Consider the following 12,484-nt stretch of genomic DNA (forward strand, 5'->3'; position numbering starts at 1 on the left):
TGCCCGACATGATCGCCCACACCGTCGACGAGATGTACCGCGAGGACGACACCAACCGATTCCTCGAGGTCACTTACCAGAACGGCGACAAGGAGATCCTCTACTACAAGGACTTCGCGAGTGGCGCCATGATCGAGAACATCGTGCGGCGGGCCAAGAAGCTGGCGATCAAGCGGGTGATCCGCGGCGGCGAGCGGGGCATCTGCACCGCCGACCTCCTCGCCTCGATCACCCAGGAGTACAAGGAGCACGAGGACCTACCCAACACCACCAACCCGGACGACTGGGCGAAGATCTCCGGCAAGAAGGGCGAGCGCATCGTCTACGTCCGCACCCTCGTCAGCAGGGAGCACAGCGAGGAGCCCACCGGCGGGCGCTCGATCGAACGGGTGGCGACGGGGCAGTACCTGTGAGCGCGAGGGGGCGTCCATGACGCCCGCACCCCCATGATGCGACGGTAGGGTCGACCCGTGGCGATCCGGAAGGTCTGCGGCATCGAGACGGAGTACGGCATCGTGCTCCGGGGTGGCGGCGAGTCCAACCCGATCGCGGCATCGTCGCTGCTGATCAATGCCTACGTGTCGTCTCTGCAGCGCCGGGTGGCGTGGGACTTCGAGGACGAGTCGCCGGGCAACGACGCCCGAGGCGACACCGCCGCCGGCGCCCTCCCGCCCGAGGTCGAGACCAACCTGGTCAACACCGTGCTCACCAACGGGGCGCGCTACTACGTCGACCACGCCCACCCCGAGCTCTCCACACCGGAGTGCATCGACGCCCGCGAGGTCGTCGTGTGGGACCGGGCCGCCGAGCGGATCCTGATCGAGTCCATGGCCGTCGCCCGGGCCAGCCTGGCGCCGGACGAGGAGATCGTCGTCCACAAGAACAACAGCGACGGCAAGGGCAACAGCTACGGCTGCCACGAGAACTACCTGATGGACCGGGCGGTGCCCTTCGGTCGCATCGTCGCCGGCATCATCCCGTTCTTCGTCACCCGCCAGATCTTCACCGGCGCCGGCAAGGTGGGGTGCGAGGCGCCGGGCACCTCGTCGCGTGACGTCCCGTTCCAGCTGTCGCAGCGTGCCGACTTCTTCGAGGAGGAGGTCGGCCTCGAGACCACCCTCAAGCGGCCCATCGTCAACACCCGCGACGAGCCGCACTGCGACGCCTCGAAGTACCGCCGGCTCCACGTCATCATCGGCGACGCCAACCTCTCCGAGGTGGCCACCTACCTCAAGGTCGGGACCACGGCGATCGTCCTCGCCATGATCGAGGACGAGGAAGTTCCCCGCGAGCTCGCCCTCGTCGCGCCCGTGCAGGCCCTGCGCCGAGTGTCCTACGACACCGACCTGACAGCCACCCTGGACCTGACCGACGGGACCCGAGCCACCGCGCTCGAGCTCCAGTGGCTCTACCTCGACCACGCCCGCAAGTGGGCCGAGGTGCGGGGCCTCGACGCCGTCGGCGAGGACGTCGGGACCGACATCCTGCGGCGATGGGAGGCGGTGCTCACCGCCCTCGAGACCGACCCCATGTCGCTCGCCGACCAGCTCGACTGGGTGGCCAAGCGCAAGCTGCTCGACGCCTACGCCGAGCGCCACGGCCTCGCGTGGGGCGACCCGCGCCTTGCCGCGCTGGCGCTGCAGTACCACGACCTCCGGCCCGACCGCTCACTCTTCGCCCGGCTCGGGGTCGAGCGCCTCACCACCGACGACGAGGTGACCTCGGCCATGACCGAGCCGCCCACCACCACCCGCGCCTACTTCCGTGGGCGATGCCTGCAGCGCTGGCCCGACCAGGTCGTGGCCGCCAACTGGGACTCGCTGGTCTTCGATACCGGTGGAGAACCGCTCCGCCGGGTACCCATGATGGAGCCCCTCCGCGGCACCGCGGCGATCGTCGACGAACTACTGGATGGATGTGCGACACCAGCTGAGCTCTTCGCTCGGATGGACGCCTAGCAACGAGGTGACCCCCGATGGCCGAACGTGAGCAGATCAAGCGTCAGACCCCCAAGCGGGAGTCCGAGGAGGTCGTCGAGGAAGCGCCCGCGGGCTCCGAGACCGGCGAGAAGATCAAGGACGAGATCGATGACCTCCTCGACGAGATCGACGAGGTGCTCGAGTCGAATGCGGAGGACTTCGTCAAGGGATACGTGCAGAAGGGCGGGGAGTAGCGCCCCACGTGCGTACGGCCTGAAGACCCAACCCGGGCCCGGGAACCAGAGCCACCGGAGGAGCGTCCCACCTCCACATCCGATCTCTGGCACATCCGACCTCTTGGAGGCCCGTCGTGAAGATCCTCGCCTGGTGCACCGCCATCGTCCTGCTCGTCGGGGCCGCTGTCGGCCTCGAGGGCCTCGACCGGCACCCGGCATCGCCGCCGGGTGCCGGCCGAGCCTTCGCCGTCGACGGCGTCGAGTTTGCGTCAGCGGCGTCGCTGCAGCCCTTCGGGGACTGCGACGAGCTGCTCGCCTTCTTCCGGGAGGAGACCCTCGCGACGGCGAACCAGGGCTTCGGCATGGGAGGCGACGCCGTCGCCGTCGGCGGCCCCACAGCCGGACAGTCCGCGGCCGGCGCACGGGCCGAGGCGGCCCCCGGCGACCTCGCCGCACCGGCTCCTGCCACCACCGGCGATGTCGGTGCCGACGGCGACGACTCCTTCTCGGGCACCAACCTCCAGGAGGTCGATGTCGACGAGCCGGACGTGGTGAAGACCAACGGTGATCTCATCGTGGCCGTGGCGGGCGGCGAGCTCCATCTCGTCGAGCCAGCGGACGACGGCCCCCGGCTCCTCGGCGTGGCCGCCCTGCCCGAGAACGCGTCGTCGGAGCTCCTCCTCACCGGCAACCGGGTGACCGTCCTCAGCCGCTCCTACCGTGACACAGCGAGCCCGCAGCCGTTGGCCGGCCGCGGGATCAACAGCCACAGCGACATGATGGTGGTGGGCCAGCCGGTCACCATCCTCACCACCGTCGACATCAGCGAGCCGTCGAACCCGGTGGTGGTGGAGACCAAGACGTTCGAGGGCGACTACGCCAGCGCGCGCATGACCGGGACGCTCGCCCGCGTGGTGCTTCGGACCCACCCCGACCTGGGCCAGCCCACCCCGGCTGTCTACGAGCAGGGCGAGCTCGACGCCTGGACGGAGCAGGCGGTGGATGATGCACCGCTCGACGCGTGGCTCCCGAGCGACGACGACGGCCCCGTCGTCGCCTGCGACGCAGTGGCGCGGCCGGCCGAGCCCGCCGGCACGGCCATGATCACCGTCCTCACCATCGACGTCACCGCGTCGCTGGAGCCGCAGGACGCCACCGCGGTGGTCGCCAACGCCGAGACCGTGTACGCGTCCACCGACCGCCTCTACGTCTCCACCGCGAACTGGTCGGGCTGCTGCGAGGTCGCCGTCCCCGCAGATGGTGGCGCAACGACGAGAGACATCGCGCCCGAACCCCAGCGGGTCACCACCGACCTGCACGCCTTCGACACCACCGGTGCCACCACGCCGTACCTGGGCTCGGGCCGGGTCGAGGGTCGCTTGCTGAACAGCTTCTCCCTGTCGGAGCACGAGGGGACGCTCCGCGTCGCCACCACCATCGACTCCTTCGACGGCCGCACGCCGAGCGAGAGCGTCGTCGTCACCCTGGCCGAGGAGGGTGGGGAGCTGGTGCAGAAGGGACGCCTCGCCGGCCTCGGCACCACGGAGCAGATCTACGCTGTGCGCTACCAGGGCGACATCGGCTACGTGGTGACGTTCCGCCAGACCGACCCGCTCTACACCATCGACCTGTCGGACCCCGACGCGCCGAGGTTGCTCGGCAAGCTGAAGATCCCCGGCTACTCCGCCTACCTCCACCCCGCCGAGGATGGCCGCCTCATCGGGGTGGGCCAGGACGCCACCAACGAGGGGCGCACCCTGGGCTCGCAGGTCTCCACGTTCGACGTCACCAACCTCGCGGCGCCGGTGGAGGAGGACCGCATCTCCTTCCCCGGGGGCTGGTCGCCCGTGGAGCACGAGCACCGGGCATTCCTGTGGTGGGCGGCTGACCGAGTGGCGATCGTGCCCATGGAGATGTACCTACACGACCGCGAGAGTGGTGAACCGACGGGCGCACCGTTCTCCGGCGCCGTCGCCGTCGATGTGGGCGGCAATGGGTCGCTCTCCGAGCGGGGCCGGATCAGCCACCAGGGCCACGCCCCGGCCGACCGCCACGCGGCCATCAGCAGGTCACTCGTGATCGGCGACACCCTCTACACCCTGTCCGAGGCGGGCATCCTCGCCACCGACCTGGCCACCGTCTCCCCGCAGGGGTGGCTCGGGCTCTGACCGAGGGGCCTGCTGGCCGACGGCAGGCGGTAGCCTCCGCGGGGTATGACGTTCCCGACCTTCTCGCCTGGCGACGACCCGGGGCCCAGCTTCGCCGAGCTCCTCCGCCGCACCGGCAACGTGGCCCCCACCCCGACCGGCCCCCTCGAGGGCGTCACCCACGGCACCACCGTGGTCGCCGTGAGGTACGCCGACGGCGTGGTGATGGCGGGCGACCGCCGCGCCACGTCGGGCAACCTCATCAGCCACCGCACGATGGAGAAGGTCTACCCGGCCGACCGCCACTCCGGCGTCGCCATCGCCGGTGCCGCCGGCCCGGCCATGGACATGGTGAAGCTCTTCCAGCTGCAGCTCGAGCACTACGAGAAGGTGGAGGGCACCCACCTCAGCCTCGAGGGCAAGGCAAACCAGCTGTCGGGCATGGTCCGCAACCACCTGCCCGCCGCCATGCAGGGCCTGGCGGTGGTCCCCCTCTTCGCCGGTTACGACACCCGCCGTGGCTCGGGCCGGCTCTTCCAGTACGACGTGACCGGCGGGCGCTACGAGGAGGGGGAGTTCGCCGCCACAGGCTCCGGGAGCCTCCACGCCGGCATGGTGATCAAGACCGGCTACAGCATCGACGCCGACCGGGGCACCACCTTGGACCTCGCCATCCGGGCCCTGTTCCAGGCGGCCGACGAGGACTCCGCCACCGGCGGCCCGGACCTGGTCCGGGGCATATTCCCCACGATGGCCACCATCACCGCCGAGGGCTTCACCAGGGTGACCGACGACGAGGTCAGCGATCGGTTCCGGTCGCTGGTCGACTCGATGTCGACCCCCGAGAGCACCTCCAGCTCGGGTGCGGCACCGTCGATCGGGAGGTCGGGCCGATGAGCATGCCGTTCTACGTGGCGCCCGAGCAGGTGATGAAGGACCGGGCCGACTACGCCCGGAAGGGCATCGCCCGGGGCCGCAGCCTGGTCGGCGCGACCTACGGCGGGGGCATCCTCGTCTGCGCCGAGAACACCTCGAACAACCTGCGCAAGATCAGCGAGATCTACGACCGCATCGCGTTCGCCGGCGTGGGTCGCTACAACGAGTTCGACCAGCTCCGGAGGGCAGGCGTCCGCGCCGCCGACCTCAAGGGCTACAGCTACAGCCGCGAGGACGTCGACGCCCGGAGCCTCACCAACCAGTACGCCCAGATCCTCGGCAACATCTTCACCCACGAGATGAAGCCCATGGAGGTGGAGATCCTCATCGCCGAGGTCGGCGCGGAACCGGCGGGTGACCAGCTCTTCCACCTCCTCTACGACGGCAGCGTCGTCGACGAGACCCGATTCGTGGTCCTCGGGGGGGAGGCGGAGGCCATCGCCACCCGGCTCGGTGAGGGCTACATCGATGGCGGCGACCTCCAGGCGACGCTGCGGGCCAGCGTCGGGGCCCTTGCCGGGCCCGATCGCGCACTCGGCGCCGACGAGCTCGAGGTTGCCGTGCTCGAGCGGTCGATCGTTGGGCGGGCCTTCCGTCGCATCGAGGGCGACGAGCTCACCAGCCTCCTCGGCTGAACCGGACCACTGGCACGGGCGCGGCGGTCGGCGCCGGTAGCGTGGCCCCGTGGATCGGCGCATCTTCGGCTTGGAGAACGAGTACGGCGTCACCTGCACCCAGCGCGGGCAGCGCCGTCTCAGCCCCGACGAGGTGGCCCGGTACCTGTTCCGCCGGGTGGTGTCCTGGGGGCGCAGCTCCAACGTCTTCCTCGAGAACGGCGCTCGGCTCTACCTCGACGTCGGCAGCCACCCGGAGTACGCCACGCCGGAGTGCGACTCCATCTACGACCTCGTGGTCCACGACAAGGCGGGCGAACGCATCCTCGAGCAGCTGCTGACCTTCGCCGAGCAGCGCCTGCGGGAGGAGGGGATCCGCGGCACGATCCACCTCTTCAAGAACAACACCGACTCGGCCGGCAACTCCTACGGCTGCCACGAGAACTACCTCACCAGCCGGCGGGACGACTTCGGTCACTACGCCGAGGTCCTCATCCCCTTCCTCGTCTCCCGCCAGATCTACGCGGGGGCCGGCAAGGTCCTCCAGACGGCGCGAGGCGCCATGTACTGCATCTCGCAGCGGGCGGAGCACATCTGGGAGGGCGTCTCGAGCGCCACCACGCGGAGCCGGCCCATCATCAACACCCGCGACGAGCCCCATGCCGACGCCGAGCGCTACCGGCGCCTCCACGTGATCGTCGGCGACTCCAACATGAGCGAGTACGCCACCTTCTTGAAGGTGGGTGCGGCGTCGGTCCTCCTCCGCATGCTCGAGGACCCGTCGGTGGTCCTGCGCGACATGACCCTGGAGAACCCCATCCGCGCCATCCGTGAGATCAGCCACGACACCACCTGCCGCAAGCGCGTCCGGCTGGCCAACGGGCGCGAGGCCAGCGCCCTCGACATCCAGTCGGAGTACCTCACCCGGGCGCTGCGCTACGCCGAGACCAAGGGCGTGAGCCCGCTCGAGGAACAGGCCCTCTCCATGTGGGAGCACTGCCTCACCGCTCTGGCCAAGGACCCGCTCACCCTCGACCGCGAGTGCGACTGGGTCATCAAGCACAACCTGATCGAGCGCTACCGCGAGCGCCACGACCTTCCTCTCACCTCGCCACAGGTCGCCCTCATGGACCTCCAGTACCACGACGTGAACCGCGATCGGGGGCTGTACTACCGCATGGAAGCTCGCGGCCTGGTCGACCGCGTCTGCACCGACGAGGCCATCGACCGGGCCGGACCCGGGGGCCTCGAGCCACCTCAGACCACGCGGGCCCGCCTTCGTGGTGAGTTCATCCGCAAGGCCAAGGAGCGCAAGCGGGACTACACGGTGGACTGGGTCCACCTGAAGCTCAACGACCAGGCCCAGCGCACCGTGCTCTGCAAGGACCCCTTCAAGGCCAAGGACGAGCGGGTCGAGCGGCTCATCGCCTCGCTCTGACGGGCTCCCCTCGTGCCGACGTTCCGCACCGCCACCGTCTCGGTGCTCCTCGCTGAACGCCCTGGCCTCCAGCGGGTCGAGGTCGACTTCTCCGGTGATGATGCCGGCGCCCGCTCGAGGGCCTACGTCCTCACCCAGCTCACCGGCCCCGTGGAGGTCGGCGACGAGGTGATCGTCAACACCACCGCCGTGGAGCTCGGGCTCGGGACCGGTGGCTGGCACGTCGTCCACTGGAACCTGGCATGCGACACCCTCCAGCTGCCGGGGCCGGGCCACATCATGAAGCTCCGCTACACGAGCCTCCAGGTCGACACGGGCGCCGCCGAGGAGCTCCACGCCGGCGTGCTCGCGGAGGCCGACGACCTCGATGGCGTGCCGGTCGTGGTCTGCGGCCTCCACAGCCAGGTCCCGTGCGTCGCTTCGGCGTTCAAGCACCAACGACCCGACAGCCGCGTCGTCTACCTCATGACCGATGGCGCGGCCCTCCCGCTGGCCCTGTCCGACCTGGTGGCGGCCATGGTGGACGTCGGCCTGGTCGACGGCACCGTCACCGCCGGGCACGCCTTCGGTGGTGACCACGAGGCGGTCAACGTCGCCTCGGGGCTCCTCGTGGCCCGCCACCTCCTCGAGGCCGATCTGATCATCGTGGCCATGGGCCCCGGCGTGGTCGGCACCGCCACCCGCCTCGGCTACTCGGCGCTCGAGGTGGGTCCCGCCCTGGACCTGACCGAGACGCTGGGGGGCCAGCCCGTCGCCGCGGTCCGGTACTCGCTCGCCGACCCGCGCCTTCGCCACCAGGGGGTCAGCCACCACTCCCTGACGGCACTGGCTCTGGCCACCCGTGCACGGGCCACCATCGGCGTGCCCGCGGGTGCCCACGAGGGACGGGTCCGGGCGGACCTCGACGCTGCCGGCCTGACAGACCGTCACCGGCTCCTCACCGTCGAGGACGTCGACGTGGCATCGCTCCTCGCCCTGATGCGGCTGCGCGTGACCTCCATGGGGCGCACGCCCGACGACGACCCGGGGTTCTTCGCGGTGGCCGGCGCGGCCGGGACCGCGGCGGCTGCCCTCGTCCTCTAGACCCTCACGGGGCCACCGGTACGATCGGGCCGTGTCCCGCCTGGAGCGCCTCCTCAACCTGACCGCCGCGCTCCTGAACGCCTCCAGGCCGCTGACGGCGGCCGAGCTCCAGGCCCGCGTGCCGGGCTACCCGGACTATGAGGACCGATCCGCCTTCCGACGGGCTTTCGAGCGGGACAAAGACGCCCTCAAGGACATGGGGATCCCCCTGGAGCTCGAGGAGATCACCGACAGCGACCCGCGAGTGGAGGGTTACACGATCCGGCGCGATCAGTACGCCCTGCGCAACCCCGGCCTCGACACCGACGAGCTGGCCGCCCTCCACCTCGCCACCGCCGCCGTCCGCCTCGAGGGACTGCGGGGCAATGAGGCGATCTGGAAGCTCGGCGGGGCACCGGCCACCCCCGCTCCGACATCGGCCGCCGTGGCCGCGATCCCCGCCATCCCGGCACTGACCCCGCTGTTCTCGGCGGTGGCCGAGCGTCGGACCGTCACGTTCGGCTACCGCGACCGGCACCGAGTCGTCGACCCCTACCGACTCTCGTACGCCCGCGGTCGCTGGTACCTCGATGGCTTCGACCATGACCGGGTGGGGGAGCGGCGCTTCCGCCTCGACCGCATCGACGGGGAGGTGGAGGCCGGCGAGCCCGGCGTCTTCGACCGGCCCGACCGCCCGGTCGACGGGACGCCGCAACCCTGGCAGATGGGCGACGAGGCGCCCGTCGCCGCCCGGCTGCGCATCGATGTCGACCAGGCGGGCTGGGCGGTGGACCACATCGGCCCCGACGCGCTGGTCGACCACCTCGACGACGGGTCGGTCGAGGTCACCCTCACCGTGACGAACCGCGACGCCTTCCGATCCTTCGCCCTCGGCTTCCTCGACCACGCCGAGGTGCTCGAACCAGCCGAGCTGCGGGACGACATGGTGGCGTGGCTCCGAGCGCTGGTGTCCTGATGGGTCGCCCCAGCGCCGACGACCGGCTGCGACGTCTCCTCGCCCTCGTCCCGTGGGTGGTGGCCAACGACGGGCCGTCCATCGAGGAGGTCTGCACCCGGTTCGACCTCACCGAGGCCGAGCTCATCGCCGAGCTCGACCTGGTGTTCCTCTGCGGGGTCCACCCCTTCACGCCGGACAGCCTCATGGAGGTCGATGTCGGTGACGGGCGGGTCTGGATCCGCTATGCCGACTACTTCGACCAGCCGCTGCGACTCACCCCGGAGGACGGCCTGGCGCTCGTAGCCGCGGGGACGGCCCTCCTGGCGGTGCCGGGTGCGGAGGCGGAAGGACCGCTCGCACGGGCGCTCGAGAAGGTGGCTGCCGTCCTCGGCATCGACACCGCCGACGCCCTCGACGTCGAGCTCGGCGTCGCTCCCGCCGGCGTCCTCGAGCTCCTCCGCCAGGCCGTCGCCGAAAACCGGCAGGTCGAGATCGACTACTACGCCTACGGCCGTGACACGAGGACGCGACGGGTGGTGGACCCCCACGGGGTCTTCGCGGCCGACGGCGAGTGGTACCTCCACGCCTGGTGCCACCTCGCCACGGCCCCCCGACGCTTCCGCGTGGACCGCATCCGGGGCCTCGACCTGCTCGACCAGGGCTTCGACCCGCCGGCCACGGCACCGGACCTCGCCGTCTACGACCCCCGTGCCGACGACCCGCGGGTGGTGCTCGACCTCGCCCCCGCCGCCCGCTGGGTCGTCGAGCAGTACCCGGTGGAGTCGGTCGAAGAGCGATCCGGCGGGCGAACCAGGGTCACGCTGGCCGTCAGCGAGCGGGCCTGGCTCGAGCGCCTGCTCCTGCGACTCGGGCCCTCAGCGACGGTGGTGTCCGGCGCATCGGGAACCGCCGCTGCAGCCGCCGCGCGAGTCCTGGATCGCTACACCTCCAGGTAGCCTCGACCGATCGAGCACCACGTGCCACACCGCCCCGGCGTCGACCCGATGCCCCCGTACGACCCCACTCGCGCCACCGCGCTCACCGTCGACCACCTCGGCGTCAACGAGCTCGACGACGTCGACGACGTCGACGACGACGACAGGCTGGAGGACGACGGCCGCCTCCGCAACATCGTGGAGTGGGTGGCGATCATCGTCGGTGCCCTCGCCGTGGCGATGGTGGTGAAGACCTTTCTCATCCAGGCCTTCTTCATCCCGTCTGCGTCGATGTTCCCCACCCTCCGGGACCAGGACCGGGTGCTGGTCAACAAGCTCTCCTACCAGCTCCACGACGTGAACCGGGGCGACCTCGTGGTGTTCGAGCGTCCGCCCGAGGAGATGGCATCGACCATCAACGACCTGGTGAAGCGGGTGGTGGGCCTCGGCGGTGAGGAGATCTCGGTCGTCGACGGCGTGGTGCTCATCGACGGACGCCCCCTCGACGAGCCCTACCTCAAGGGGACGACCACGGCGGACATGGAACCGGTGCGCATCCCCGAGGGTCACGTGTTCGTGATGGGCGACAACCGGGGCAACTCTAGCGACAGCCGGTTCTTCGGGCCGATCGACGAGGACCTCATCGTCGGCCGCGCCTTCATCAAGGTGTGGCCCCTCACCGACCTATCGCTCCTCTAGGGGCGGCGGCCAACGGGGCCCGTCACCGAGCGGGGCTCACGGGGCCCGTCACCGAGCGGGGCCTTCCCACCGCCTCCGCAAGCTCCGGCGGCGGGCCCCTCCCCTCGGTGCCACCCGCTCGCTTCCAGTTGAGAGGCCTCTTTCTCAGATGGGGTCGCCGGGGTCGGGGAGTCCTTGGAGGGCGGCGACCATTCGATCGACGTGGTCGCTGAAGACGCCGTCGATGCCCATGTCGATGAGCTCGTCGAGCTGGCGGCGGTGCTGGGCGTCCCAGCCGAGGGCGTAGCGCCCGAAGCGGTGGAAGAGGGTGGTGAGGCCTCCCGTCCAGTCGTCCCGGTGGAGGTTCACGGCGTCGATGCCGGCGTCGGCCAGCGTGGCCGCCCGTCGCTCGGGGCCCTTCTTGCGGAGGAACTTCATCCGGGTCGAGTCGACCAGGCGGATGTCGTCGTCGAGGGCGCGCCACTCGGCTGCGTGGCGCCAGTTCCAGGAGCACAGCCAGAGGTTGCCCAGCGCCTCCTGGCCGGCCTCGCGCGCCACCGCCACGATCCCGGGGGCGGCGTCGGGGTCCTTGACGTCGAGGGAGAGGGGCAACGCCGTCCCGCACTCCTCGTACAGCTCGGCCAGCGTTGGGATGTGCGAGGGGAGGTCGCGGCGATGGACCTCGCTGATCGGGCGGCGCCGCAACCCGGTGCGGACCAACCCGTCGTGGTCGAGGACGACCTCGCCGTCGGTGGTGAGCCAGGCGTCGCTCTCGAGGCCCGTCGCCCCCAGCCTCACCGCCAGGGTGAAGGCTTCGAGGGTGTTCTCCGGGGCGTGGGCACGGGCTCCCCGGTGAGCGAAGCCGATGGGCGGGTCCAGGAGGGGGGCGATGCGCGGGGCCATGCCCGACATCCTCGCGAGATCGTCACTCAAGTCGCACACCAGAGCGCCGATGAAAAGCGGAAGGAAGACGCGAAGGAGACCCCCGATGGCCACCATCCGAGCCAGCTGCCCCGACTGCGGCGACGTCGAGCTCTCCATCCGTGACGTCACGGTCCGGGTCTGTGCCGCAGACGACGCCGGCTCCTACGCCTTCAGGTGCCCGAGCTGCACCATGGCGGTGACCAAGGCAGCCGAGCGCCGCATCGTCGACCTGCTCATCACCTCCGGCGTGACCGCCGAGGTGTGGCACCTCCCCGCCGAGCTGAGCGAGGTCCACACCGGCCCGCCCCTCAGCCACGACGACCTCCTGGCGTTCCACGACCTGCTGGCGGGCGACAGCTGGTTCGAGGACCTCTCGTCGATGGTCGTCGACGGGTAGGGTCGCTCCCGTGCCGGGAGCGGGCTGAGATGTCGCCGATCTGGATGGTCCCGGCCCTCGTCGCCGTGCTCGGCGGGCTCGTGATCGCTGCCCTCGTCCGGCAAGCGGCCTCGGCCGCCGGCGAGCTTGCCACCGAGCTGGCCAGGCTCAGCGAGATCTCCGCTGCGATGGCCACGGTTGAGCGACGCGGTCGGCGCTCCGGTGCCACCGTCGCCTCCCACACCCCCCGGTAGGCTCGAA

Annotated in this window: 14 protein-coding genes; 13 read left to right on the top strand and 1 reads right to left on the bottom strand. The window is 70.7% G+C overall.

The genetic code is table 11. The features are described from left to right. The 11 genes from VMN58_03990 to lepB all read left to right on the top strand — a co-directional run. The coding region (locus VMN58_03990) for a proteasome ATPase (protein ID HUF32352.1) at nt 1–413 on the top strand (413 nt) is incomplete at its 5' end. A gap of 57 nt (nt 414–470) precedes the next feature. Next, entirely contained in the window at nt 471–1,958 is a 1,488-nt protein-coding gene (gene dop / locus VMN58_03995; GenBank protein ID HUF32353.1) for a depupylase/deamidase Dop, read from the top strand. A gap of 17 nt (nt 1,959–1,975) precedes the next feature. Further along, on the top strand, nt 1,976–2,173 hold the full coding sequence (locus tag VMN58_04000) for a ubiquitin-like protein Pup (GenBank protein HUF32354.1): 198 nt from the start codon (nt 1,976–1,978) through the stop codon (nt 2,171–2,173). Nucleotides 2,174–2,289: 116 nt separating this feature from the next. Continuing rightward, entirely contained in the window at nt 2,290–4,323 is a 2,034-nt protein-coding gene (locus tag VMN58_04005) for a beta-propeller domain-containing protein (protein ID HUF32355.1), read from the top strand. A gap of 45 nt (nt 4,324–4,368) precedes the next feature. Continuing rightward, on the top strand, nt 4,369–5,199 hold the full coding sequence (gene prcB / locus VMN58_04010; GenBank protein HUF32356.1) for a proteasome subunit beta: 831 nt from the start codon (nt 4,369–4,371) through the stop codon (nt 5,197–5,199). Beyond that, nucleotides 5,196–5,873, top strand: coding sequence for a proteasome subunit alpha (gene prcA / locus VMN58_04015; protein HUF32357.1), 678 nt, complete (start codon nt 5,196–5,198; stop codon nt 5,871–5,873). The genes prcB and prcA overlap by 4 nt, the downstream gene beginning before the upstream one ends. A 49-nt stretch (nt 5,874–5,922) precedes the next feature. Then, the gene (gene pafA / locus VMN58_04020) at nt 5,923–7,290 is read left to right on the top strand and encodes a Pup--protein ligase (protein ID HUF32358.1); all 1,368 of its coding nucleotides are present in this window, start codon (nt 5,923–5,925) and stop codon (nt 7,288–7,290) included. 12 nt (nt 7,291–7,302) lie between these two features. Then, entirely contained in the window at nt 7,303–8,373 is a 1,071-nt protein-coding gene (locus VMN58_04025) for a DUF3866 family protein (GenBank protein HUF32359.1), read from the top strand. A 31-nt stretch (nt 8,374–8,404) separates the two neighbouring features. Then, nucleotides 8,405–9,328 (top strand): WYL domain-containing protein, encoded by a 924-nt coding sequence (locus VMN58_04030; protein ID HUF32360.1) that lies wholly within the window; start codon nt 8,405–8,407, stop codon nt 9,326–9,328. Then, nucleotides 9,328–10,266: a WYL domain-containing protein gene (locus VMN58_04035; GenBank protein HUF32361.1), complete on the top strand. Its 939-nt coding sequence runs from the start codon at nt 9,328–9,330 to the stop codon at nt 10,264–10,266. Before VMN58_04030 ends, VMN58_04035 begins: the two co-directional genes overlap by 1 nt. A gap of 21 nt (nt 10,267–10,287) precedes the next feature. Then, nucleotides 10,288–10,944, top strand: coding sequence for a signal peptidase I (gene lepB, locus VMN58_04040; GenBank protein HUF32362.1), 657 nt, complete (start codon nt 10,288–10,290; stop codon nt 10,942–10,944). Nucleotides 10,945–11,088: 144 nt separating this feature from the next. Here the strand turns inward: lepB and VMN58_04045 are convergent, their stop codons facing one another. Further along, nucleotides 11,089–11,826, bottom strand: coding sequence for a glycerophosphodiester phosphodiesterase (locus VMN58_04045; GenBank protein ID HUF32363.1), 738 nt, complete (start codon nt 11,824–11,826; stop codon nt 11,089–11,091). A gap of 85 nt (nt 11,827–11,911) precedes the next feature. On the opposite strand from VMN58_04045, the gene VMN58_04050 reads away from it, so the two are divergent. Further along, nucleotides 11,912–12,244 (top strand): hypothetical protein, encoded by a 333-nt coding sequence (locus VMN58_04050; protein ID HUF32364.1) that lies wholly within the window; start codon nt 11,912–11,914, stop codon nt 12,242–12,244. A 29-nt stretch (nt 12,245–12,273) separates the two neighbouring features. Continuing rightward, nucleotides 12,274–12,477, top strand: a complete 204-nt coding sequence (locus tag VMN58_04055; protein HUF32365.1) for a hypothetical protein — start codon at nt 12,274–12,276, stop codon at nt 12,475–12,477. The last annotated feature ends 7 nt before the right edge of the window (nt 12,478–12,484 follow it).

Source organism: Acidimicrobiales bacterium, from assembly GCA_035512495.1.
Classification (GTDB): domain Bacteria; phylum Actinomycetota; class Acidimicrobiia; order Acidimicrobiales; family CADCSY01; genus DATKDW01.

Excerpts from the sequence above, each read along its gene's own strand:
- VMN58_04035 (HUF32361.1), top strand. The coding sequence starts at position 9,328 with ATGGGTCGCCCCAGCGCCGACGACCGGCTGCGACGTCTCCTCGCCCTC.
- prcA (HUF32357.1), top strand. The coding sequence starts at position 5,196 with ATGAGCATGCCGTTCTACGTGGCGCCCGAGCAGGTGATGAAGGACCGG.
- VMN58_04050 (HUF32364.1), top strand. The coding sequence starts at position 11,912 with ATGGCCACCATCCGAGCCAGCTGCCCCGACTGCGGCGACGTCGAGCTC.
- VMN58_04000 (HUF32354.1), top strand. The coding sequence starts at position 1,976 with ATGGCCGAACGTGAGCAGATCAAGCGTCAGACCCCCAAGCGGGAGTCC.
- VMN58_04045 (HUF32363.1), bottom strand. The coding sequence starts at position 11,826 with ATGGCCCCGCGCATCGCCCCCCTCCTGGACCCGCCCATCGGCTTCGCT.
- VMN58_04055 (HUF32365.1), top strand. The coding sequence starts at position 12,274 with ATGTCGCCGATCTGGATGGTCCCGGCCCTCGTCGCCGTGCTCGGCGGG.
- prcB (HUF32356.1), top strand. The coding sequence starts at position 4,369 with ATGACGTTCCCGACCTTCTCGCCTGGCGACGACCCGGGGCCCAGCTTC.